The following is a 24318-nucleotide window of genomic DNA, read 5'->3' on the forward strand; positions in this document are numbered from 1 at the left end:
GGTCTTACGGGCAGGTTGCCTACGTGTTACTCACCCGTCCGCCGCTAGCCTCCGAAGAGACCCGCTCGACTTGCATGTATTAGGCACGCCGCCAGCGTTCGTCCTGAGCCAGGATCAAACTCTCCAAAAAGGTTACTGCTTATTGGATGAGCTGATTGCTCAAAATGTTACACTTGCGTGTTTGCTTACTCACTCGTTTGCAGTTTTCAAAGAGCAACCGTCGTCTTGCGACAGCGAAATCTACTATATCATAGTTCGCTATTGCATTTCAACTGTTTTGTTTTCCCATCGGCTCCGTTCCTTCAAACCGAACCGGCAGGAACATTATATTACCACGTTGCCGCCCGAAGCGCAACCGAATCTTTTTTCCATTCGAGGGTATCGTAATACCGACAAGCGCAGAATCTTCGATTCGATCCGTTCGGCGAAGACAACGAAATACACTATATCACATCCGTGGTCCGGTTTCAAATACCGATCGCTGGAAAAAAGAAAAAGCCGCCCGCAGGCAGCCTTCGTACGGATCGAACCTCCGCCGTCCTAAGTCCGCTTCGTCCGGCTGACGGCCAGCCTCGTCTTGTCGAGCATCGGGATGACCTTGTCCTGCAGCCGGCTCGCGATCGTGATGAACAAAATATCGACGACGTTCAGCTGCGCGATCCGGGACGCCATCGCTCCGCTGCGGATGCTTTGCTCGACCGAGCTCGTAAACAGCCGGATATCGCCCAGATCGGCTACCGGGGACGTGCCGAACTTCGTCAGCGTAATGATCGTCGCCCCTTGCTTTTTCGCCTCGGTCAACGATTGAATGATCTCGTCGGTTTGCCCCGAGTACGAAATGCCGAAGGCGACGTCCCTCCCCGTCAACGTTACCGCGGACGTCAGCTGCGCGTGGAAATCGGAATACGCCTGGCACCACCAATTGATCCGGCTCAGCTTCTGATAAATGTCTTGGGCGATGACGGCGGAGGCGCCCATGCCGTAGACGTCGATTTTGCGGGCCTTCGCCAGCGCTTCGGCCGCCCGCTCCACTTCCTCGGGGGAGAGAACCGATATCGTATCCTGAATCGACTGCTTATTATTGTTGCTTATCGCCTGAATGATCGTCTCGACGGAGGCGCCCATCTTGATTTCCTCGTATTCGCCCGTCGGCATGTTCGAGCTCAAGTCTCCCGCGATGCGAAGCTTCAGCTCCTGAAACCCCTTCATGTTCATCGTCTTGGACAGACGGATGATCGTCGCTTCGGATACCCCGCTGTACTCCGCCAGCTTTTGTACCGAAAGCTTCACGACGTCTTTCGGATGCTCCAATATATAATCCGCGACTTTCCGTTCGGACGGCTTCAATTGATCCAATATCGCTTTCAATGCCACAAGCCCGCCGTTCATCATCTCGATCACTCGTTTCCCAGCGTCTCTGACGAGAGCACTGACAGGTTGAAGAAGAAAAAAGCCGCTATGGTGTGGTCCGCCTAGGTAGAGAAAGGCTTTTCCCTGTATTAACAAAAGCTTAACCGATCCGAACAGTCGGTGTAAATAGCATTTCCGGAGCGCGAAATGGGGATATCCGGAATTCGCTTGTTCGGCTTGGCACACGGAAGGACCGAAATAAGGATTCGCCGGTAGCCGCCGCCCCTTCTTTATATAAGGATAGACAGTTTGCGAAGAAAATAAATGCCTCCATGAAATCGGATATTAAAAACGTGCCGCGAAAAAAAGACCCCCGCTGCGCCCGCGAGCAAGTCGCAGGCGTGCGGGGGTTACTCAGACGCCGATTTAAACCGCGATCTCCGCCGCCGGTTTCTCCTGAGGACGCACATAACGGCCGGGTCCCGCGTAAACCGCCGCAAGCAGACCCAGTACGGCAAACCCGATTGCGATCCAAAAGCCGTGATTGATCGCCGCGCCGAGAGAATCCCGCACAAACTGCAAAATGTCTTGCGGTACGTTCGCGCCGGCGCGCATCAGCAGCTCCGGATTGGCCAGCGTATCGATCTGGTCGGCCGGGATATGGCGGCTCTCGGCGCCGGCCTCGATCATGCTCCTCAGCCCGTTGTTCACGGAAGTCGCCATCAGCGAAGCGCCTAGAACGCCCCCGATATTCCGCCAGAAGCCGACGATCGACGAGCTGACGCCGATGTAACGCTTGTCGACGCTCATCGCCATGGCGTTCTGGGAAACGCTCATGAGCGGCCCGATCGCGCCGAAGCCGAGCACCGCCATCAGCACCGTCATATACGCAACCGAGGCGTCGGGCCCTACCCGACTGAGCAAATAGGAAATGACGATTCCCGCCGTCATCGCGAAAGCCATTAACGTGCGAAACGCGAATTTCGCCTGCAGCATGCCGAACACGATAGCTCCGACCATAAGCGAGAACATCATCGGTGTAAGCAAACCGTTCGAGTCGGCGCGTCCGAGTACCGCCACCGAGAGGATCGGCAAGTAGGCGATCGCGGAAAACATGATTGCGCCCTGGCAAAACACCGTCAAGCTCGTGCCGAGCACCATCCGGTTCCGGAACAGATGCAGCGGCAGAACGGGCTCCTCCGCCTTCCGCTCGGCCAGGACGAACAGGACGCCCGCGACGACCGCCGTGGCGAACAAGCCGACGATCGGAAGCGACGTCCATGCGTAGTCTTTTCCACCCCATTCGAGCGCGAGCATGAACGAAACGGTGCAGACGACGAGCAGAATCGTGCCGAAATAATCGATTTTCGGCTTACGCTCCGACCGTGATTCCTTCAAGGCGAACAGCAGCACGAGGAACGACAGCAGCCCGAGCGGCACGTTCACGTAAAAGCACCATCGCCAGCCCAAATGATCGGAAATCCACGTGCCGAGCTGCGGACCCGCGACCGAGGAAAGACCGAAAATGCCGGCAAACACGCCCGAAAGCTTCGCCGCCTGCTTCGGATCGGAGAAAATGGTAAAAATAATCGTAAAGCTGATCGGGAACAAAGCGCCCGATCCGATGCCCTGAATCGCCCGGAACGCGATCAGCTGCTCCATGCTGTCCGCCAAGCCGCACAAAGCCGAGCCGATCAGGAAGATCGTAATGCCGATCAAATAAAACCGCTTCCGCCCGAACATATCGGACAGCTTCCCGAAGACGAGCATCGTGCTCGTCGAAGCGAGCATGTACGCGGTAAATACCCACGCCATCCGGTCGAAGCCCCCGATGTCTTTCAAAATCGGGCTGATCGCCGCGGACGTGATCGTATTGTCCAGCGACGCCATCAATAAGCCGAGCGCCATCGCCAAGACGATCAAGCCCGTTTTGGACCGATTTTGCATCGTTTCGTCACTCCTTCTCCAATGCTTCTTTCAGACGGGCAAGCCCCCGGCGTAATACCTCGAGGCGGGAAGTGTAATTCGAGATGCCGATCTCGATACAGATCCGCTGAGAAGGCGACATGCCCGCCTCCCACCGTTCGTAATCGGCCTGCAGCTTGGCGGCTTGCCGTTCCGTCTTTTCGATGCCCTTCTCGAGCCAGCCGATCAGGACGGCCGGGTCGACCATTTCGCCGAAAAACAGCCGCACCAAATAATCCGATTTGATCGCATCGTTCTGAATGTCGCTGTTCAAGTACGATTCGAAGGCGGCGCGCCCCCGCTCGGTGATCGAATACACGTTTTTGTTCGGCTTGCCTTCCTGCGCGACGCTTTCCTTCGTAATGAGACCGTCCTTCTCCAGCTTGGCGAGCGTCGGATAAATCGTTCCGTAGCTGGCGTCGAAAAAGTAAGAGAATACCGCCTCGAACCTCATCTTGAGGTCGTAGCCGGAACAGCTTCGCAGCATCAGCATCCCGAGTATGACGTCCTGACTGGTCACGATGAACCTCCTTGCTCCGTCTATTTTTTATCTCGCTTCAAAATATAACATATCGATATATATCGATTCAATATATGAATATAAAAAATTCCAAGACTCGGCCCCGGAAGGGCCTTCGCCTTGGAATCGTTCTCCATCGTTCGCGTCGCCTACGTGACATCCGCTTCATTCAGCCGACGCATTATGCGCCGCTTCCGGTACAGCATTTTGCCCGTTTCCGCGACGTCGTTCACCGTGCTTTTGTTCAGCAGGGCGCCGAAGAGCAGTCCGGCGACCGGCACGAGCTGGAACAGCTTTTTCCAGCCGAAATTGTCCCGGTACGTCGCCACCACTTCGCGCCAGCCTTGAAGCTGGGATGCGATGCGGCCTCCGCCGGTTCCGTCGTCGAAGGCGGATAGCTCCTCGAGCACCGCCCGCTTGCCGACGATGTCGGACGAGCTGAACTGGAGGCATTTGACGATGAACACCCGTTCTTTCGGGTCGTTCGGGTCAAAGCCGTAGCAGATCGCCATTTCCTGCAGCACCTTGAGCGATAAGCCGAGCAGCGCCGGAATGTCGACGGCGAGCGTGAAAATGCCCCCGAAGCCGGTCGTCGCCCCTTGCACGGCGGCGATCGTCTTGCGGCTTCCCGCCAGCTTGTCGGCGGCGCGGTCCATGGCGGCCAGCGGCAGCCGGCCCGCATCGGCGACGGTGGACGGCGGCGCCACCTCGTAACCGGCCTCGCGCGCGGCCGCGTCCACGACGGACAGCACCGATTTCTCGGAGACGAGATACCGTCCGCCCGTCTGCACGTAGCCGCCGAGTTCGTCCAGCGCCTGCCCGATCTTTTCCTGGATCGCCTTCGGCGTCAGCTTGTCGAGCAGCATGAACGGCAGACGGCCGAGCTTTTCCCAGAACCACAAGTCTTTCTGCTCCTTCTCCCACCGTTCGACGACCGCCAGCTCCTGCTTCAAATGCTCTATCGTTTCATCTATTACCAATTCGCCTCACTCCTTGCCGTTGCCCTATGAAGGTATACGGATCAGCCGGCTTTCGGGTGCAAACGGCAGGGCACCGAGACGAACGGTCCGCCCCCAGCCGCGAAGGGCGCCCGTCTCATGAGCGGCTTAGCGGTCCCGAAGCCGTTTCAGACGCGCGAGCAGCTCCTTGTACCGAGCCTCCAGCGCCGCCTGCATGTCGGGCTTGGCAGGTACGGACAACCGGCCGAGCACTTCGGTCAGCTCCAGCTCGAGCCGCAGCTTCTCCTCCTCGCGCTCCGCGGGCGTCGATGGTCTTTCGTCTGCCCGGGCATCGGCGCTATCCGCCGCTTTCGCCCCCGTGCCTTCACCGGCAAAGGCCGAAGCCGGCTTCGACTTCTCCGTCTCCGCCGGTCCTCCCTCCTCCGCGGCGAGCGCGGCCTTCCTCTTCTTGCGCTCGATATACTCCGAGTACCCGCCGTGCTCGAACGTCCAGACGCCGTCCTCGATCACGAGCAGATGTGTCGCCACTTCGTCCAGAACGTGCCGGTCGTGCGAGCAAAACAAAATCGTACCCGGGTATTCCCGCAGTACCTGCGCCAGCTTCTCGCGGGCGAAAATGTCCAAGTAGTTGGTCGGCTCGTCGAGCAGCAGCACGTTGCCGTCCGCCATGAACAGCTTGGCGAGCGCCGCCTTCACCCGCTCTCCGCCGCTCAGCACGCCGGCCGGCTTGAAGACGTCGTCCCGCTTCATCAGCAGCCGCGCGAGCACGGTTCGAACGGTCGACTCCGGGTATTCGCTCGACTCGGCCACCTGCTCCAGCACGGAGACGTCCTCTTTCAGGATGGCCAGCCGCTGGTCGAAGTAACCGATTTTGCAGCCGGCGGCGAGACGGACTCCCTCCGCCCCGCGCAGTATCATGCTCATCAGCGTCGTCTTGCCCGAGCCGTTCGCCCCGACGATGCCGACCCGCATACCGGTCGCAATGGCACACGAGAACGGGCGGAACAGCGTCCGGTCGCCGAACGAGCAGCGGATCCGCTCGAGCCGGATCGCTTCCTTGGCGTGAAGCGGCGCATGACAGCGGATGTCGAATACGGGCAGCTCCCGATGGCGCGGCTTCTCTTTCACCTCCAGCTGCTCGAGTCGTTTCTCGATCGCCTTGGACGCCTTCTCCACCTTCGCCTTGCGCGTGCCGAACCGGTCTTTGCCTAGCCGGTATTCGCTGTCCGCCTTGTTCGTCGGCTTTTTCTTCATCCCCCGCGCCTGCTCCGCCTTGTCGGCGGCGGCCCGCTCGAGCCGCTTCCGCTCCTTGGCGTATTGCTCGTACTCGAACTGCCGCCTGGCGAGCCGCTTTTCTTTCTGATCCATGTAGTCGGAGAAATTGCCCTTGTAATCGCGCAGCTCGCCGTCCTCCAGCTCGAGGATGCGGGTGCATACCGCGTCCAGCAGCGCGCGGTCGTGCGAGATGAGCACGACGGTGCCCTCGTACGTCCGCAGCTCCTCCTCGACTCCGGCCGTCGCTTCGGCGTCGAGATGGCTCGTCGGCTCGTCGGCGAACAATAGAGGGGCCCGCTTGCGCATCGCCTGCTCCCATTTCCACCGCGTCCGCTCTCCCCCGCTCATCGTCCCGTATCGTTCCGGAGGCGGCGCCTCCGCATGCTCGGGGTCGATCTGCTCGACGACGGCGATCGCGCCGTGTCGCGCCACCGTCCCGGCGTCCGGCTCCTCGAGGCCGGCCAGCACGGCGAGCAGCGTCGATTTGCCCGCGCCGTTCACCCCGACGAGTCCGACGCGCTCCCCTTCGTATAGGCGAAGCGCCCCTTCGATCCGGAACAGCACCCGGTCGCCGAGACGGCGCTCAATCTGATTCGCTTCCAATCGCAACATAAAAAAACCTCCCCGTTCCCGGAGAGGAGTTGGTCCACGCATCTGTTCACTCGGATCGACGCCAAAAACAGCGAACGAATCCGAATCAAACGCCGCAAGCAAGCCGATCGAAAGCGTCGGAAACCAAGGGCACGGCACGGCTCGCCCGTGGGGCGAAGCGCTTCGGCCTTCGTCGCGCAAATCGAATCGCACCGGCGCGAACCGGAAAAAAGCGGTCGCGGACGGTCGGCTTGGCAAGGCGTATAGACGGTCGTATGGACAGACGTATCCCAATCTCCGGGTTCAATCGAATTTGATTCATCATGTGGTACATGATCAAATGCGGCGACCTTCCGATTCGGATGTGTTGTCCATGGCACCGGGTACCTTGCCCTTTCGCTCGATTTGCCGCGGTTTTCCGTTGCGGCTGATTCCCAGTATAATGGGAATGTGCGAATAAAGCAACCCGTCGAACCGGCCGAATCCGACAAACCGGGCCGACCGGTTCGTAAGGAATCCGATACCGTAAAGGAGGGCTATCCATGGCCCGAGACCCGCTGCAAACCCCGCTGTGCCGGCTGCTCGGCATCGAACTGCCGATCATCCAGGCCGGCATGGCCGGCGGCCCGACGACGCCCGAGCTCGTCGCCGCCGTCTCCGAGGCGGGCGGCCTCGGCACGCTCGGCGCGGCCTATATGGAGCCGGAGGCGATCCGCGAAGCGGTCCGCGCCGTCCGCCGCCTGACGGCGAAGCCGTTCGGCGTCAACGTGTTCGTCGTGCCGATGCGCGACGACTATTCGCGCTACGCCGAGGTGCAGCCGCACCTCGACCGTCTCGGCGCCCCGCTCGGCGTCGCCCCGCGCGCCGGCTCGGAGCCGCTGCCGACGCCCGACCGGCTGGAGCGGCAGTTCGCCGTGCTGCTGGAGGAGGACGTCCCCGTCATCGGCACGGCGTTCGGCCCGCTCCCGGAGCCGCTCGGCCGGGCGGCCCGCGACGCCGGCCGGCTCGTCACGACGATGGTGACGGCGCCGGAGGAGGCGCGGCTCGCCGAGGCGGCGGGCTGCGACGTCCTCGTCGCGCAAGGCGGCGACGCGGGGGGCCACCGGGGCACGTTCGACGTCGAACGGCACCCGTACGGGGCCCTCACGGGCACGTTCTCGCTCGTCCCGCTGATCGCGGATCAAGCGAGCGTGCCCGTCGTCGCCGCCGGCGGCGTCATGGACGGCCGCGGCCTCGCCGCAGCGCTGATGCTGGGGGCGCAGGGCGCGCAGCTCGGGACGCGGTTTCTGACCGCGGCCGAGTCGGGCGCCCACGCCGCCTACCAGGAGGCGCTGCTCGCCGGCCGGGACGACGACACAGTCGTCACCCGCTGGTTTTCCGGCCGGCCGGCGCGCGGGCTGCGCAACCGGTTCGTGGAGGAGGCGGAACGGCTCGGCATCGAGCCGCTGCCGTTCCCGAGCCAGAACACGGCGACCGGCCCGCTCCGGCAGGCGGCGGCGAAGCGGGGCGACGCCGGCTATATGGCGCTCTGGTCCGGCCAAGCCCGGGGGATGCTCACCCGCGGCACGCCGGCGGCCGACATCGTCCGCGACATCGCGGAGCAAGCCCGCGCCTTGCTGACGCGAGGCTGAAAGCGGAACAAGCCGCGTTACCCTTCATCGGGGCAGCGCGGCTTGTTTCGTATTTCGTTCCGGTAGTCGGCGGGCGATCGGCCGACCAGCTTTTTGAACAGCTTGCTGAACGTGAACGGGTCCGCGATGCCGACCTCGGCGGCGATCGACTGGACGCTGTCCTCCGTCGCCTGCAGCAAATATTGGGCCCGCTGGACGCGCAAATGCCGAACGTACGCGCCGATCGTCATGCCGGCATATTTTTTGAACACGCCGCACAAATATTCGTACTTCCGGTCGAGCTGCGCCTCGAGCGTCTCCCGCGTCAACGAGGATGGGTACTGATTGTCGAGCAGGCTGACCAGGCTGCGGTAGGTCACATAGGAAGCCGGCAGCGTCGTCTCCTGGCGGACGTGCCCGAGCAGGTCGCTCGCAAGCCGCTCCAGCATCGTGCCGAGCAGCAGCGACGAACGGTACCGGTAATAGCCTTTCGCCTCGTCCATCTCGCGGACGAGCTGCTCGAACAGGCCGAGCAGGTGGAACCGGCCGGACGACCGGAACCGGCGCGGGACGATCATCGTTTCGTCCCGGTACGCGGGGACGGTTCGCAGATCGGACGGCCCGTGCGGCGCCTCGAGGCCGACGGGGAGCCGGTCCTTCGCGAAATCGAACGGCCGCGGCTCCGGCGTGGCGGCGAACTGCACCCAATAAAACTCGCCGCCCTGCGCGGCCGGGTTCCAGCCTTTATGCCGCTCCCAGGGGCGAAGCAGAAACGTATCCCCGGCGTGCAGCACGACCTTTTCCTCCTCGGCCTGCAAATGGACCGGCCCCTCCGTCACGGCGATCAATTCGAAATACGGGTTGTAATGCTGCTCCAGCGAAAACGATTCGCGGACCGTATGAAGAGCGGCCCACTTTACATCGAGAAATGCGGATCGGGACATGGCGTAATGGATGGCCATCGCTCCTTTTTTTCGCCGTTACATCGCAATGTCGGCCATGTTCATGCATCGCGGCCCCTCCCTATAATGGGGAAGGAACCGTTTCCATGACTTTATTATAGAGGAGAGTGCACGGATGCAAAAGACCGGCCGCCCCCGCATCGCGCTCCGGGAGCTGGACTATCGCGACAAAGTATACGCCGGCTGGCTCGGCAAAAATATCGGCGGAACGCTTGGCGCGCCGCACGAAGGGCGGATGGAGCCGCTCGATTTGACGTTTTACTCCAGCCTCCCCGACGGCCCTCTCGAAAACGACGATCTCGACCTGCAGCTCGTCTGGCTTCACGCCTTGGAGCAGCACGGCGCCCGGCTTACCGCGAAGGAGCTCGCCCAGGAGTGGCTGGAGCACGTTTTTTTCCCGTACGACGAATACGGATACGCGCTCACCAACTTGCGCCGCGGACTCGTCCCGCCCGTGTCGGGTGCGTTCAACAATCCGTTCGCGGACGGCATGGGGTCCCCGATCCGTTCGGAAATATGGGCGATGGTCGCCCCGGCCTCGCCCGGTATCGCGGCGCAGTTCGCGTATCAGGATGCGATCGTCGACCATGCGGGCGGCGAAGGCGTATACGGCGAAATGCTGTTCGCCGCCATCCAGAGCGCCGCTTTCACGGAGAGCGACCGGGACCGGCTGCTCGACATCGGGCTTGCCGTCATCCCGGAGACGTGCCGCACGGCGAAGGCCGTCCGGGATTTGCGAGCATGGCACGGGCAAGGGAAAAGCTGGACGGAAGCCCGCGAGCTCGTGCTCGCCGTTCACGGCAGCGACAACTTCACCGACACCCCGCAAAACGTAGCCTTTACGATTCTCGGCTGGCTGTACGGCGAACATTTCGGAGACGCGATTTTGAAGGCGGTCAATTGCGGGTATGACACGGACTGCACGGGCGCGACGCTCGGCGCCATTCTCGGCATGATCGGGGGAACGGCCGGCTTGCCCGCCGAGTGGGCGGATCCGGTCGGCGACCGCATCGTCGTCAGCCCGCCGGTGAAAGGCTTCCCGGCTCCCGCCGATTTGCGGGAGCTGACGGAGAGGACGATGGCGGCGGCGAAAGAAGTGCTTGCCGTATGGGATACGGGCGTGTCGATCGGTCCTGACGGCGAACCGGCCGCGGCGGCCGGTTCGCTGAGCGACGCCGGCGATCCGCGGCGGCTGTGGGACGTTCCCGTCACCGCCGTCCGGTACGGCGTCCCGCAAGGACCGGTTCGCGATGCCGCGGTCGAATTGACCGTCGATTTCGGCCCGGATGGACCGGCCATCGGACGCGGCGCCGAGAAGACGCTCGTCGTCTCGCTGGCGAACCGTTCGCGGGAAGCGTGGCTCGGCTCGATGGAGCTGGCCGTGCCCGAGGGTTGGCGGACGTCGGCCGGGGCGAAGCCGTTCGAGCTCGCGGCCGGACAATCCGTCACGTGGCCCGTAACCGTCCGCGCCGACGATGCGGTCCGCAGCTCCCACGTGCTGGCCGTTCTTGTCCATCGCGACCATGACGGTCACCGGTGGCGGACGGAACAAGTGCCGTTCGCCTTGGTAGCGGCGTCCCGGTGGACGGTCGAAAGTCCCGGCGGTGACCGCCGGCAAATCGACTGCGCCGGCAACCGGATCGAATTCGAGCGGCTTCGGTCGGACGGGCCGGGCATATATCGGGCTTCCGCGACCGTTTCGGTGCCGAGCGGCAGGCCGCTCAGGCTGATCGTGGCCAGCGGTTCGCCGGTGAAGGCGGCGTGGAACGGCGAGACGATCGTCGACTCGCCGCACGAGACGAGCTTCATGCCGGCGTATCATCGGGCGCCGGCCAGCCAGCGGCACGAGTGGCTCGCGGAGGCGGGTCGGCACCGTCTCGACGTCGAGGCCGTCTCGCCGGACGGGAAGCCGCCCGTCGTCTACGTGCTGCCCGTCGCGCAGCGGTCGGCGTCCGCGCCGGGGTCGAATTATTACTACACGGATGTACTGTTCGTCTGACTTCGCCGGGCATGGGGGAATAGGCTCCTTCAACCGCCGCCCGAAGTCCCCGCAATCCAAAAAGGCCGTCCCCCATGAAGCCATGCAGGGGACGACCTTTTCGTTCTATTCCGGTGCTACCCGCTTCAGGGGTTCCGGCTTCCCGGCTTTGCTTCACGTCGCATCGCCCGCTCGAAGTAGTCCCAGCCGAAGCCGACCTGCTCCGGCTTGTGCGAGTCCGAGCCGTAGACGCACTCGACGCCGGCATCGACGCACGCCCGGATCAGCCACTCCGGCACGTAGGCGACGCCGCACGTGGCGACGCGCAGTCCTGCCGTGTTCACGTCGACGCCGACGTTCGCCCGCACGAGCAGCGGCAGCGCCTTCTCAAGCCGCTCCCGCATCTGCCCTTCGTCGATCGGCGGCAGCGCCTGGCGGAACTTGCCGATCAGCCCGAGGTGGCCGATCCGTTTGCGGCCGGGCAGCCGGGCGGCGGTCTCGATCGCCAGCTCGACATGGTCGAAATAGGCGTCGACGACCTGCTCCATCGAGCCGTAGTAATCCAGCAAGTTCGTCTTGAAGTCGTCGGGCTTGTAATCGATGCAGCGCATGCCGCCGCGCCCCGGCAAATAGTGGACCGAGACGACGATGTCCTCGAGCGCGTCCGCCCAAGGGTCGACGATCCGTTCCGTGAACGCGAACCGGTCGTGCAAATAATCGATCTCGAGGCCGACGGTCACGTCCAGCCGTCCCTCGTATCGTTTCTTCGCCTCGCGCACGTACGCGAAGTACGCAGGCATCTCCTCGAAGCCCATCGCCAGCTCCGCCATAAGCGGCGCGTCGTCGATCCACCGATCGGGCAGCGGCGGATGCTCGGTCACCGAATACCGCTCGAAGCCGAGCTCGACCGCCCGGTCCAAATACCGGTCCAACTCGTCCGGGTGACCGTGCTTGCAAAATTTCGTATGCGAATGCCCATCCCATTTGATCGTCAACCGTTTCTCCTCCTTGAGCCCCGTTCGGCCGCGGCCGCTTCTCCCGTCATTGTACCAGTTCGCCGGCCGGCGCACCATCCTCCGACGCCGCTAACGCCCGACACGAGGCCGGCGGGCAAACCCTCAGCCTTCGGAAGCGTACGTCACGGGCAAAGCGTCGCCGATGAACGGACTGCGCTCCCCGACATGATAGACGTGCAGCTCGTGCATCGCCCGCGTGCAGGCGGTGTAGAACAGCTTCCGCTCGCTCTCGCGGCCGTACCGGTCCCGGGAAGCGTCGTACAGGACGACGCCGTCGAATTCGACGCCTTTGGCCAAATAGGAAGGAATGACGACGACGCCCCTCTCGAACGAAATCGCCTCCGTGCCGACGAGCTTAAGCGGCAGCGCGTCCTTCAGCGCTTCGAACGCTTCCCGGCTCTCCGCCGCCGTCTTGCAGATGATGCCGATCGAGCCGTGGCCGTCCTCCTGCATCTTCCGCACCCGCTCCGCGATCGACCGCGCCAGCTCCGTCTTGTCCGCAACGCCCGTCACCGTCGGCTTGGCCCCGTCGCGGTTGAACAGCTCGATCGCTTCGCCGCCCGGCACGAGCCCCCGCGTAAACTCGACGATCTGCCGCGTCGACCGGTAGCTGCGGGTAAGCACGAACGTCTCCGCTTCCTCGGGCTTGAACAAGGCGCGGAGCGCCTCGAAGCCGTCGCTCCCCGTCGCGTGCGCGTAGATCGCCTGGTTCAAATCGCCGAGAACGGTCATTCTCGCCATCGGGAACAGCCTGCGGATGACCGCGAACTGGAACGCGGAATAGTCCTGCGCCTCGTCGACGAACACATGCCGGACGGACGAATTGCGCTGGAACCCTTCCAGCCGCTCGGTCAAATAAAGGAACGGCGTCGAATCCTCCCACGCAAGCTCGCCCTGCTCCACCTTCTCCGCCGTCTGCGCGCAGATGTCCGCCCAGCGGGCCGGCAGCTCGGCGTCAGGCGATATCCGCGAAGCCAGCCCCGGGTCGGCGAACAGCTGCCGGTACATCCCCGGCGCGTCGACAAACGCGAGCCGCTTCGCCTGCCGCCTGAGCGGCTTGAACTGCTCCTGCACGATCATATAGGCGAGCTGCTCCTGCTCGCGGGCGAAATCGTCGAACGTATCCTCGCTGAACCGCTTCTTCCGCTGCAGCTGCTCGAACGCTTCGATATAAGCGTCTTTGTCCAGCAGCTCGGCCTCCTCCTCTACCCAGGGCTTGCGTCTCTCCAGCTTGGCGAGCCGCCGCAGCTCCTTCAGCAGCCATTCCGACAGCGCCTGCATCCGGTTCGGAATCGTCATGCCCGCATCCAGCTCGTAAAATCGCTCGCGCAGCGTTTCCGCCGGCACCAGCACCCGGTCGCGGAAGACGACGTCGCGGAACAGCATCCCCTCGCGTCCCAGGTAGCCCGCGTATTCGTCGATCAGCTTCAGGAAGTCGGCGGACGCCTTGTACCGGATCCCTTCGATGCGGGCGTCGTATCCCGGCTCCTCCATCCGCGACAGCGAATACTCCATCTGCTCGAACGGATCCTCGACGCGGAACCGGCTGCCGAGCCGGTGCTCGATATATTCCTGGAACGTCGTCTGCTGCATATTCTCCTCGCCGAGCTCGGGAAGGACGGTCGAGACGTAGCTGTTGAACATCGGGTTCGGCGAGAACAGCACGATCTGGTCCGCGCTCAGCGTCTCCCGGTACCTGTACAGCAAGTAAGCGACTCGCTGCAGCGCCGCCGACGTCTTGCCGCTGCCGGCCGCTCCCTGAACGATAAGCAGCCGCGCCTTCTCGTTGCGGATAATCCGGTTCTGCTCGCGCTGAATCGTCGCGACGATGCTTTTCATCTGCGCGTCGGAGTGCTTGCCGAGCACTTCCTGCAGCAGCTCGTCGCCGATCGTGACGCCCGTGTCGAACAAGCTCCGGATGCGGGCGTCGCGGATGATGAACTGGCGCTTGAGCTCCATCGAGCCGCGGATCGTCCCGCCCGGCGTCTCGTACTCCGCCTCCCCCGGACCGTAGTCGTAATACAGGCTCGATACCGGAGCGCGCCAGTCGTAGACGAGAAACTGCAAGCCGTCGTCGTCCAGCAGAGAGCTCGTGCCCAAGTAAACGCGCTCCGGCTTCGTCTCGCCCTCCTCCACGAAGTCGATCCGTCCGAAGTACGGCGAACGTCTCAGCCGGCCGAGCGCCTTGAGCTGGCTCATCGCGTGGCGGTGGCTGCGCTCCCGCTCCGACAAAACCTCCGCCTGCTGCTTCATGCTCGCGAACGTCTCGATCGCCTCGTTCAAGTCCTCCATGTTCACGGTCACGTCGTCCCAGAACGTCTTCCGGATGTTGACGATATCTTCCCGGAGCCCCCCGACTTGATCGCCGAGCGTCTCGATTCGCCGTTCGACGATGGCGACGACCCGGTCCACCCTCATCTGCTCTTCCGTCCAATTTTGTTCCGCGCTCATGGCACCGCTCCTTCTCGTCTCCATATTTTTGCCGGGAATCGTTTGACAAACATCAGACCTTTGTGATATGATTATTGTGGAGATAATCTGATTATGTTCATATTTCCGGCAATATCACTCCTTATTGTAGCACGGAGCGCCGCCCGGATCAACTTATAAACCGACGGAGACGCGAAGCGCCTCCGTTTTTTTGCGCTTGCTTTTCCCATAACGGTCCCTTCCGCAAGGACGCCCCAGAGCCTTTCTTCATTTCGGGCCGCCCCGGAGCTTGCGGATATGTTCCTAACCTTGAATCGGACCCGGACAAACCCGGAAAACGAACGCTTTACAACGAAAACGGAATCGGCTAAAATGAGGGCATACCGAATAGTCAACGTTGACTATGCAAGATTGACTAATCAACTTTGGAGGCACGCCTCATGACAAGACTAATGGTGCTCGGCCTGCTGTCTCACAAGCCGATGTCCGGTTACGAGATGCAGCAGCTGCTGCAGCAGTCCCGGACCGACACGTGGGCCGGCATTTTGCCCGGCTCGATTTACCACGCGTTGAAGAAGCTCGCCCAGGAAGGGTTCGTCCGCCTCGATAACGTGGAGCAGACGGGCAATCGCACCAAAGCGATTTATTCGATTACCGAGGCCGGCCGGGACGAGATGCTGATCCTGCTCCGCGAATCGCTCCGCCAATCGTCGGTCGTCTTCCCGACGGAGCTGTATACGGCGCTGTCGTTCATCGAGCTGCTTCCCCGCGAGCATGCGATCGCCGCCATCGACGAGCAAATTCGCCGCATCCGCGACGACTACGAAGCGGCGAAGGCCGGAGAGAAGGCGAAGGAGGCCGCCGTGCGGATTCCGGAGCGGATCCGATTGCTGTTCGGCAATATGTACCGGCAATTCGAGCTTCAGCTCGACTTCCTGGAGCAATTGAAAGAAGTCATCCATGGCGAGGAGGAATCGAAATGAAAGGAAAACCGAACACGCTGCTGTCGGTAACGGGGCTGCGCAAACGGTTCGGCGGACGCGAGGTCGTCCGCGGCGTCAGTCTCGACATCCTGGAAGGCGAAATCGTCGCGGTCATCGGCCCGAACGGGGCCGGCAAATCGACGACGCTCGATCTGGCGCTGGGGTTGAAGCGGCCCGACGAGGGAACGGTCGCGTATTGGCGGGACGATTACCGCACCCACGTAGGCGTACAGCTGCAATCCACCCCGTTCTTCCCCGGTCTCGGCGCCGCCGACAATTTGAAGCTGTTCGCGGCGTTTTACCGCAAGCCGCTTACGCGCGAGCAGGGGGAACGTCTGCTGCGGCTGTGCGGGCTGCAGGACGTCGCCGATACGGAGGCGTCGCGCTTGTCGGGCGGCCAGCAGAAGCGGCTCGCGATCGCGGTGGCGCTCGTCCACGAGCCCCGGCTCGCCTTTCTCGACGAGCCGACCGCCGCGCTGGACCCGAAGGCGCGCCGGGATATTCATTCGCTGATCCGGACGCTGAACGAATCCGGCGTCTCCGTCGTGTTCACGTCGCACGACATGGAGGAAGTGCACCGATTGGCTCACCGCATCGTGTTCATCGAGGCGGGCCGGGTCGCCGCGGAAGGCACGCCGGAGGAGCTGTGCGCCCGGTTCGGCACGGACGATATCGAGGACGTTTATATGATGCTCGCGCAATCGGACGCCGGCTCCGAAGGAGGTCGATCGGCATGACGGGTACGATATTCCAATCGATGCTCGCGACATCGCTTCGCGATAAAATCAGCCTGTTCTACTCGACGCTGTTCCCGGTGGCGCTGCTCGTCGGGCTCGGCCTTTACTTCGATTCCCCCGCCTACAAGCCGGTATTGACGACCGGCGTCATCGGGCTCGGCAGCTTGTTCTGGGCGCTGCAGGGGGTCGCCTTTCAAGTGATGCAGCAGCGGAACAAAGGCGTCTACAAGCTGCTTCGGCTTGCACCGTATCCGACGCTGTCGTTCATTCTGTGCATGACGCTCGCCCGGACCGTTCTCGGGTTGGCGATGAGCGTACTCGTGCTGCTCGCCGCCGTCGTCGTCCTCGGCTTGCCGGTGACGCTGGCGGGCGTCCTGACACTGCTCGTCGTACTGGCCGCCGGCACGCTGTGCTTTACCGCGCTCGGGTTCCTGGTCGCCAACATGGCCCGGAACGAAGGCCAAATCAATATGCTGTCCAACCTGCTCTATCTCCCCATGGTGTTCGGCACCGATGCGTTTTACAGTCTCGCCGGAGCGCCGGGCTGGATCGAGGCGGTCGGCCGCTGCTTCCCGTTCGCCTACTTCGTCGACGGCATGCGTTCCGCGCTGGCGGGACATTATGCCGACGCGGCCGTCTCGGTCGCGATCGTCGCGGGCTTCACCGCCGCCGTCCTGCTGCTCGCGGCGGTTACGTTTCGCTGGGACGCGGATCAATCCCCGCTCGGCGGCAAAGCGTAGCTCGTCCGGCCGGCCGGCGAAAGAGCAGGCCGCGTAAAGGCTCCCTCTCCGGGAGCCTTCGCCGTCCCGCCTTCCTGCGGGAAAAATCGGATGCGCACCGCCTTGTCGACCGAAGGATCGTACTCGGCCAGCACGAACGCTCCCCGCTTCTTCGTCTCCCCATCCGGCACCGCGTCCAGCGGGACGACCTTGTCGTACAAGGAAGCGTCCGCGGTCCATAAGCCGTAGAGCCGCACGCCGTCCCGCCCGTCGCGGGCGGCTTCGGCCGCCTTGCTGCGCATCGTCTCGGCGACCTTCGCATCGTTCGCGTCGTACGGCAAATAGACGAAAAACGGGCGGACGCTCGCCTCGTACGTTACCCGCTTCCCGACCGTCGCCGCCGGCTTCACCGACGATAGGACCGCTTCGGCCGCGAGCAGCGCAAGCAGCAGCAGCGACGCGGCGATGCCGACCCATAACGCCCCTCTCCCTCCGCGGACCGCCGCGGTTGCCGGCTTTCGCCCGACCCGGGCGGCTGCGGATACCGAAACCGCGGGAACGGCTTGGACGACCGCCGGCCGCGTCAGCCTCCGAATCCCTTCGTATGCCCGGCCGTAGTACGGAGACGAGCTCGTGCGGGCGGCTTCCCGGTAATGGTGCAGCGCTTTCGGCTTGTCGCCCAGCTCCTCATATTTTTTCCCCAGCATATAGTGCGTTTCCGGCGAAGTCCGGTCGCCGTATCGAAGCATTTTCTCATAGGCGTTCGGATCGTTGGCGCTGACGTATACGCCGTTGTCGATTTTCACCAGATGGCGGTGCAATGGATTCGGAAAACGGGCGGTTTTGTTTTTTTCCATACCGGGCCTCCCTTTTTCGACGGATGACGATCCGCTCGGCTTCGTTCGGTTTCCCATGGCTGCGATTGTTCGGTTTTGCAGATACATTTTGTATCAAAATAATAGTAAGCAATTTTTCGCATATTTTCAAGACAATTCCCTCTTGCCGACGAATAATCCGATACGATATGTATCAATCCAACAACTGCCGACCCTCCCCGACTTGCGCCGCCGGATCGCTGCATGTATAGTGTAATTAGACCGGTCAGTTTGTTTAATGTAAAGGAGCATCCACATGAATCGCCGTCGCGGAGAAGCGGAGCAGACGAAGAAGCAGATCGCCGCCAAGGCGAAGGAGCTGTTTTGCCAGCGCGGGTACGCCGCCGCGTCGATGGACGACATATGCAAGGCGGCCGAAGCGAGCAAGGGCAGCTTGTATTACCATTTCAAAAACAAGGAATCGTTATTCCTCTACATCCTCGAAACCCAGCTGCAGGAATGGATGGAGAGCTGGAGCGCGAAGGCGGCCGCATGCCGTACGGCGACCGAAAAGCTGTACGCGCTGGCGGATCATTACGCGGCCGATTTCCAGAGCCCGCTGACGAAGGTGGCCGAGGAATTTTCGGGCAGCCAGGCGAGCGGCCCCGAGACGCTCGAGAAGCTGCTCGAGCTGACGCGGATGCACTACCCCATATTCGAGGACGTGCTGCGGGAAGGAATGGAAACGGGCGAATTCCGCCAAAGCAACGTCCGCGACATGTCGCTCATTCTCGCCGGGCTTCTCGGCGGTCTGGGCATCTCGTACTACGAGACGGATATGGACGGCTTGTTCGCCTTGTACCGTCAAGGCGTCAGGACGATATTGGAAGGCATCGCCAACCGCTAATTTTTTTTGCCCATTAATTAAACCGATCGGTCGGATTAAAAGAGGAGGACCTCCGCTCATGAAGCATTTGTTCGGCAACCGCGTCATTCGGCTGCTGCTCGGCAACGACTTGTTGGACAATATCGCCATCTGGATTCGCAACATCGCCGTCCTGTTCCTCGTCATGGACAAAACCGGCGACGACCCGGTCGCCGTATCGCTCATTACGGTGGCGGAATACGCCCCGATTTTCCTGTTCTCGATGATCGGCGGAACGCTGGCCGACCGGTGGGAGCCGCGGCGGACGATGATGGCGGGCGGGCTGCTGAGCGCGGCCTCCGTCGCGGCGATTGCGCTCGCCGTCCGGTACGGCGCCTGGGAGACGGTGTTCCTGGCGACGGCCGTGTCCGCGATCGTCAGCCAATTTTCGCAGCCGTCCTCCTTCGTCATCATCAAGCGGCACTTGAAGGAGGAACAGATCGCGGCGGCGACCGGGCTCGGCCAAAGCATGGCGGCGATATTCCTGATCGCCGGACCCGTTATCGGAACGGCCGTGTACGCCCGGCTCGGCATCGAGGCGTCGCTCCTGCTCGTCGCCGCGCTGTTCCTCGCCTCCACGCTGCTCGTCTTCTGGCTGCCGCGCGTCCCCAGGGAGACCGACGCCGAACGAAGCGGCGGTCTGTGGAGCGACATGCGGGAAGGCGTCCGGTTCGTCCTCCGCGACGCCCGGCTGAAGACGCTGCTGCTCTTGTTTGCGCTGCTTGGCATCGGCACCGGGCTCATTCAGCCGCTGGACATTTTCATCGTCACCGACCGGCTGGCGCTCGACAAGGAGCAGGTGCAGTGGTTTTATCTCGTCTCCGGCGTCGGCCTGCTCGGCGGCGGCGTGCTTGCGGCCGTGACGGCGGGCAAGACCCGGCCGAACGGGCATTGGCTCGTCGCCGGCGGGCTCGGCTTCCTCGCCGTCTCGATCGTCGTCGAGGCATGGTCCGTCTGGGTGCCGGTGACGCTTGTCTCCCGGTTTCTCGTCGGCATCGCGATGGCGTTCATGCAGACGGCTTTGTCGGCGATGATGATCCGCATGATCGACGAAGCTTATGTGGGCCGGATCAACGGCACGCTCGCCCCGATCATGACGGGCACGCTGCTCGCCGGCTCCGCGTTGGCCGGCCCGCTATTGAAGGCGACGTCGCTGCTTGCCGTATTCGCGCTCGCAGCCGGCATCGTCGCCGTCGCGGCCTTCTGCGCTTTGCGGCTGAAGGACCGGCCGTCCGCCGTCGAAGCGGCGGACCGGGCATAGCGGAGAGGACCGCGCCGCCGGCCGTGCCGTCTCCCGTACGTTACCCAAGCCTTTCGCACGACGGAAGGCTTGTTTTTTTGTAACGGAAATATCATTTTGTACTTGAATACAATTAGTTATCGTTATATAATTTCGTTACAAAATAAACGATATGAAGGGAGCGTCCCCTATGCCGGATCCGACCGCCGTCAGCTCGTCGCTCGACGAACTGTCCGAAGGAATGGCCGCCTACGAGGAAGAATTGGCCGACGAAATCGCCGAGCTCGCCAAGCGGCGCGAATGGCAAACGATTCAGGAGAAGTCCGAATACGCCAAGCAAATGCGCGTTTTCGCCGCGAAAATTATCGCGCTGAAGGAAGAGTGGGACCGGCTGAACGGGCTCGACGATCTCGCCGAACCGGCGTCCGGCGGAGACGCGGACAGCTTGCCCGTTACCGCCCGCACCCGCTGGGAGAAGCTCGGGGACAAAATCCGCGTCCAAACCGAAGGAGGTCGTTCCGCTTATTCGAACGTCATTCCGGTATGGCTGTTCAAGGAGCTCGCCCTCTCCGCCCTGAACCGGATCAAATCGGACGGGTACGTGAAGACGTCGGACGTGCTGAACGTGAAGCTCGATACGATCGTGGAAAAGAGCGAGTACAAGCGCGCGCCTCGGCTGCCGGTGTACGTGACGTTCAAGGTGCTGGTGAAGGAGGGCTTGTTCGAGAACCCCGACAGCAACTCGCACCGGTATACGCTCGTCGGCGGCAACGAGCAGGCGCTGCGAAGCTTCCTCGACCGGTTGGACTAAATCGTCATGGGAATGGAGGAATGATCGGATGGCCGAACGACAAATTCGCAAAATCGGAGACCCCGTCCTGCGGGAAACGTGCCGCCCCGTCCCGGCCGTGACGCCGAACGTCGTCAAGCTGCTGGACGACTTGGCGGAGACGATCCGCGGGGGCGACAACCGCGCCGGCTTGGCCGCCCCCCAGGTCGGCATCGCCAAACGAGTCGCCGTGCTCGAATACGACCATACGGGATTGATCGAGCTGATCAACCCGGTTATCGTCGAACGGTCCGGCGAACGGACCGGCCACGAAGCGTGCCTGTCCATTCCGGGCGTATACGGCACGGTGAAGCGGTCGCAATACGTGAAGGTGAAGACGTGGGACCGTCAAGGGAACGAAACGTTCATCGAGGGGGAGGACGAGGTCGCCGTCTGTCTGCAGCACGAAATCGACCATCTCGACGGCGTGCTGTACATCGATCGCGTGAAGCCGGGCGAGCTGTTCAACGAGCTGTCCGACAAGCCGATCGACGTGCTGCAGATGATCAAGCTGTCGCGCTCCGGACAATGAAGCGGGCGGCCGGCGCCGCCGCGGACGAGACGATTCGCCTCTTTACAAATCCGAAGTGCGTGTTACAATAACGACGATTGGACCTTCATACGCCATACGCCGAAACGGCGCGAACTCCCGGAAGGGGCTCGCGCCGTTTTTTTGCCGATTGCGCAAAAGGAGGAATTTCCATGGAAGCCCCGCGGTACCTGCTCCTCCATGCCGACGACTTCGGCCTGTCGCCCCGTGCGAACGCGGCGATCGCCGGTTTGTTCGTCCGGCGCGCCATCGGGTCGGCGACGGTGATGGGCCGCATCAAGCGGGAATACGAGTATCGGCTGATGCTCGACCCGGACGTGCGCCGAACGATCGACGAGGAAGGCTTCCGCCTCCTGTCGTGGAAGGAGCTTCGAGACCGGCAGCGGTCCCGCTAACGCGCGGTGCGACGCGCCTTCATAACGCGAACGGCGCCAGCCGGACGAGCTCCTGCCGCGTCCCGATCGCCATGACGGGCTCGGCCTCCGGCCTCATCCATTCAAGGACGCCGACGACGTGCTCCTCCGCGGCCGTGACGCAGCCGGCGGAGCCGGCGTCCGGGCCGCTCCAGACGTGGAAAAAGATCGCACTGCCGCGCCCCTTGACGATCGGCTCGTCGTTGTACCGGATGACGGCCGCCTTCCGGTACGGCGGAATCGCCAGCCGCTCGAACGACTTCCAGCGGGCGGCCGGGTCCCCGGCATAACGCACCCACGTGTTGTAATCGTCCGACTGCGGATCGTCGATCCAGTAGTCGTGCGCGTCGACGACCCGGTACGGCCACGACCCTCCGGGGGCGGGCGGCGCGCCGAAGCCGGTGCCCATACGGAACCGGCCGGCCGGCGTCCGGCCGTCGCCTTCCCGCTTCAACAGCGTCAGCCCGCCGCGGCCGATGGCGGCGGGCACTCGCGCCTCCCGCCTCCAGCCTCCGGCGGCGGCTTCCCACATCGACAGCGTCGCCCGGACCGAGGCGTAGTCCGGTGTCTCGACGACGAGCATTTGCCGGGCGCGGTCGATCGGACATATTTCCATCGCCTCTCCTCCTCCCTTTCCCCTTCCGTCTCTCGAACGATCCGTTCCGTTCATTATACGCCCCGACGCGTCGTACAAGAAGGGAATCGCCGCGAAAAAACGTTCAAAGTACCAAAAAAGGTCATCGCATTCCATAGGATAACGCCGCCCGATTCTATACAATGAAGCTATCTATGCCCACCGCATAGCGATATAATGGAAACGTAGACCAACCGGCAAAGGAGTCGAACCGATGAACCGTCATCTGCATGCGGATATCGTCATTATCGGAGGGGGTACCGGAGGCGTCGCCGCAGCGCTGGCCGCCGCCCGGATGGGCCGCTCCGTCATCATGACCGAGGAGACCGATTGGATCGGCGGACAGCTCACGAGTCAGGCGGTTCCGCCCGACGAGCATCCGTGGATCGAGCAATTCGGCTGTACCCGCAGCTACCGGCAATTCCGCAACGGCGTTCGCGCTTATTACCGAGACCATTTCCCGATGACGCCGCAAGCGCGCGCCAACGAGCGCCTCAATCCCGGCGGCGGCGGCGTCAGCCGGATTTGCCACGAGCCGCGCGCGGCGCTCGCCGTGTTGAACCAAATGCTCGCCCCTTACGTGCACAGCGGCTTGCTGACGATTCTGACCCGTCACGCCATCGTATCGGCGGAGACGGACGGCGACCGCATCGTCGCCGCCGTCGTCAAGAACGGCGATACCGGCACGCTCGTCACGCTCACCGCGCCGTACTTCATCGACGCGACCGAGTGCGGCGACGTGCTGCCGCTCGCGGGCGTCGAGTACGTGACCGGCGCCGAGTCGCAGGCGCAGACGGGCGAGCCGCATGCGCTCGAGGGCGACGCCGATCCGCTCGACATGCAAGGCTTCACCCACTGCTTCGCCATGGATTACATCGAGGGCGAGGACCATACGATCGACCGTCCGGCACAGTACGATTTCTGGCGCCAGTACAAAGCCGACTTCTGGCCGGACAAGCTGCTCAGCTGGACGGGCGTCCGCCCGCATACGCTCGAGACGGTGCAGTACGAGCTGTTCCCGGGCACGGACCGCTACTCGCTGTTCCATTACCGGCAAATCGTCGACAAGTCGCACTTCGCGCCGGGCACGTTCGCGAGCAACGTGACGCTCGTCAACTGGCCGCAAAACGACTACTGGCTCGGCCCCGTGTTCGAAGTAAGCGCGGAGGAGCGCGCGAAGCATCTCGAAGGCGCCAAGCAGCTCAGCCTGTCGCTCTTGTACTGGCTGCAGACCGAAGCGCCGCGTCCGGACGGCAAACAGGGCTATCCGGGACTGCGCCTGCGCCCCGACGTCGTCGGCACCGAGGACGGCCTCGCCATGTATCCGTACATTCGCGAATCGCGCCGCATCAAGGCCGAATTCACCGTGCTCGAGCAGCACGTCGCGACCGCCTGCCGTCCCGACGGCAAAGCGGAGACGTTCGAGGACTCGGTCGGCATCGGCTGCTACCGGATCGACCTGCATCCGAGCACGAGCAACCGGCACTATATCGACATCTCGTCGCTGCCGTTCCAAATTCCGCTCGGCTCGCTCATCCCGGTCCGGATGAACAACTTGCTGCCGGCCTGCAAAAACTTGGGCGTTACACACATTACGAACGGCTGCTACCGGCTCCATCCGGTCGAGTGGAACATCGGCGAAGCCGCCGGCTACTTGGCCGCATACAGCTTGGAACGCGGGATCTCGCCGCGCGCGGTGCGGAACGGCAAGTCCGATCTCGGCCAATTCCAGCAGCTGCTGACGCGCGAAGGCGTCGAGCTGTCGTGGCCGGTTACGCGTCCGGTCTAATCTTTTATTATCCTAATACGAGGTGCAT

The 24318-nt window shown here is 62.9% G+C and carries 21 protein-coding genes and 1 rRNA gene; 11 read left to right on the forward strand and 11 right to left on the reverse strand.

Annotation, left to right across the window (positions count from 1 at the left end):
• The 6 genes from DLM86_RS28675 to abc-f form a co-directional block, all read right to left on the reverse strand.
• A 16S ribosomal RNA gene (locus tag DLM86_RS28675) occupies positions 1-130 on the reverse strand; the annotation flags it as partial.
• 410 nt (positions 131-540) lie between these two features.
• Positions 541-1392: a MurR/RpiR family transcriptional regulator gene (locus tag DLM86_RS28680; protein ID WP_110843494.1), complete on the reverse strand. Its 852-nt coding sequence runs from the start codon at positions 1390-1392 to the stop codon at positions 541-543.
• Positions 1393-1776: 384 nt separating this feature from the next.
• Positions 1777-3297, reverse strand: a complete 1521-nt coding sequence (locus DLM86_RS28685; protein WP_110843495.1) for a DHA2 family efflux MFS transporter permease subunit — start codon at positions 3295-3297, stop codon at positions 1777-1779.
• 7 nt (positions 3298-3304) lie between these two features.
• Positions 3305-3835, reverse strand: a complete 531-nt coding sequence (locus tag DLM86_RS28690) for a helix-turn-helix transcriptional regulator (protein WP_110843496.1) — start codon at positions 3833-3835, stop codon at positions 3305-3307.
• 149 nt (positions 3836-3984) lie between these two features.
• Entirely contained in the window at positions 3985-4815 is an 831-nt protein-coding gene (locus tag DLM86_RS28695) for an EcsC family protein (RefSeq protein WP_110843497.1), read from the reverse strand.
• 126 nt (positions 4816-4941) lie between these two features.
• Positions 4942-6681 carry a ribosomal protection-like ABC-F family protein gene (abc-f, locus tag DLM86_RS28700; RefSeq protein WP_158289707.1) on the reverse strand — a complete coding sequence of 580 codons (1740 nt, stop codon included), beginning with the start codon at positions 6679-6681 and terminating at the stop codon, positions 4942-4944.
• Between the two features lie 521 nt (positions 6682-7202).
• On the opposite strand from abc-f, the gene DLM86_RS28705 reads away from it, so the two are divergent.
• On the forward strand, positions 7203-8291 hold the full coding sequence (locus tag DLM86_RS28705) for an NAD(P)H-dependent flavin oxidoreductase (RefSeq protein ID WP_110843499.1): 1089 nt from the start codon (positions 7203-7205) through the stop codon (positions 8289-8291).
• A 17-nt stretch (positions 8292-8308) separates the two neighbouring features.
• Here DLM86_RS28705 and DLM86_RS28710 read toward each other — a convergent pair whose 3' ends face one another.
• Entirely contained in the window at positions 8309-9232 is a 924-nt protein-coding gene (locus DLM86_RS28710) for an AraC family transcriptional regulator (RefSeq protein ID WP_110843500.1), read from the reverse strand.
• A gap of 115 nt (positions 9233-9347) precedes the next feature.
• Between DLM86_RS28710 and DLM86_RS28715 the strand changes: the two genes are divergently transcribed.
• Positions 9348-11231, forward strand: coding sequence for an ADP-ribosylglycohydrolase family protein (locus DLM86_RS28715; RefSeq protein WP_110843501.1), 1884 nt, complete (start codon positions 9348-9350; stop codon positions 11229-11231).
• Positions 11232-11356: 125 nt separating this feature from the next.
• Here the strand turns inward: DLM86_RS28715 and hisJ are convergent, their stop codons facing one another.
• Together hisJ and helD are read right to left on the reverse strand one after the other, a co-directional pair.
• Complete coding sequence (gene hisJ / locus DLM86_RS28720; protein WP_110843600.1) at positions 11357-12205, reverse strand: histidinol-phosphatase HisJ; 849 nt, start codon at positions 12203-12205, stop codon at positions 11357-11359.
• Positions 12206-12328: 123 nt separating this feature from the next.
• Positions 12329-14677, reverse strand: a complete 2349-nt coding sequence (gene helD, locus DLM86_RS28725; protein ID WP_110843502.1) for an RNA polymerase recycling motor HelD — start codon at positions 14675-14677, stop codon at positions 12329-12331.
• Positions 14678-15096: 419 nt separating this feature from the next.
• Between helD and DLM86_RS28730 the strand changes: the two genes are divergently transcribed.
• The 3 genes from DLM86_RS28730 to DLM86_RS28740 are packed head-to-tail and all read left to right on the forward strand — an operon-like array spanning position 15097 to position 17116.
• Positions 15097-15639 carry a PadR family transcriptional regulator gene (locus DLM86_RS28730; protein WP_110843503.1) on the forward strand — a complete coding sequence of 181 codons (543 nt, stop codon included), beginning with the start codon at positions 15097-15099 and terminating at the stop codon, positions 15637-15639.
• Positions 15636-16376 (forward strand): ABC transporter ATP-binding protein, encoded by a 741-nt coding sequence (locus DLM86_RS28735; protein WP_110843504.1) that lies wholly within the window; start codon positions 15636-15638, stop codon positions 16374-16376. Before DLM86_RS28730 ends, DLM86_RS28735 begins: the two co-directional genes overlap by 4 nt.
• A complete protein-coding gene (locus DLM86_RS28740) occupies positions 16373-17116 on the forward strand; it encodes an ABC transporter permease (RefSeq protein ID WP_110843505.1) in 744 nt (247 codons plus the stop codon). The genes DLM86_RS28735 and DLM86_RS28740 overlap by 4 nt, the downstream gene beginning before the upstream one ends.
• Here the strand turns inward: DLM86_RS28740 and DLM86_RS28745 are convergent.
• On the reverse strand, positions 17089-17952 hold the full coding sequence (locus DLM86_RS28745) for a tetratricopeptide repeat protein (protein WP_110843506.1): 864 nt from the start codon (positions 17950-17952) through the stop codon (positions 17089-17091). The two genes, DLM86_RS28740 and DLM86_RS28745, sit on opposite strands and share 28 nt — an antisense overlap.
• 274 nt (positions 17953-18226) lie before the next feature.
• On the opposite strand from DLM86_RS28745, the gene DLM86_RS28750 reads away from it, so the two are divergent.
• The 5 genes from DLM86_RS28750 to DLM86_RS28770 all read left to right on the forward strand — a co-directional run bounded on the left by DLM86_RS28750 (position 18227) and on the right by DLM86_RS28770 (position 21849).
• Entirely contained in the window at positions 18227-18817 is a 591-nt protein-coding gene (locus DLM86_RS28750; RefSeq protein ID WP_110843507.1) for a TetR/AcrR family transcriptional regulator, read from the forward strand.
• Positions 18818-18875: 58 nt separating this feature from the next.
• A complete protein-coding gene (locus DLM86_RS28755; RefSeq protein ID WP_110843508.1) occupies positions 18876-20096 on the forward strand; it encodes an MFS transporter in 1221 nt (406 codons plus the stop codon).
• 169 nt (positions 20097-20265) lie between these two features.
• Entirely contained in the window at positions 20266-20886 is a 621-nt protein-coding gene (locus DLM86_RS28760) for a hypothetical protein (RefSeq protein WP_110843509.1), read from the forward strand.
• A 28-nt stretch (positions 20887-20914) separates the two neighbouring features.
• Positions 20915-21436, forward strand: coding sequence for a peptide deformylase (gene def / locus DLM86_RS28765; RefSeq protein WP_110843510.1), 522 nt, complete (start codon positions 20915-20917; stop codon positions 21434-21436).
• 170 nt (positions 21437-21606) lie between these two features.
• Positions 21607-21849: a ChbG/HpnK family deacetylase gene (locus DLM86_RS28770; RefSeq protein ID WP_110843511.1), complete on the forward strand. Its 243-nt coding sequence runs from the start codon at positions 21607-21609 to the stop codon at positions 21847-21849.
• A 19-nt stretch (positions 21850-21868) separates the two neighbouring features.
• Here DLM86_RS28770 and DLM86_RS28775 read toward each other — a convergent pair whose 3' ends face one another.
• Complete coding sequence (locus DLM86_RS28775) at positions 21869-22483, reverse strand: L,D-transpeptidase family protein (protein ID WP_158289708.1); 615 nt, start codon at positions 22481-22483, stop codon at positions 21869-21871.
• Positions 22484-22715: 232 nt separating this feature from the next.
• Between DLM86_RS28775 and DLM86_RS28780 the strand changes: the two genes are divergently transcribed.
• Positions 22716-24290: an FAD-dependent oxidoreductase gene (locus DLM86_RS28780; protein ID WP_110843513.1), complete on the forward strand. Its 1575-nt coding sequence runs from the start codon at positions 22716-22718 to the stop codon at positions 24288-24290.
• The last annotated feature ends 28 nt before the right edge of the window (positions 24291-24318 follow it).

The organism is Paenibacillus flagellatus, assembly GCF_003217775.1.
GTDB classification, from domain to species: domain Bacteria; phylum Bacillota; class Bacilli; order Paenibacillales; family NBRC-103111; genus Paenibacillus_AB; species Paenibacillus_AB flagellatus.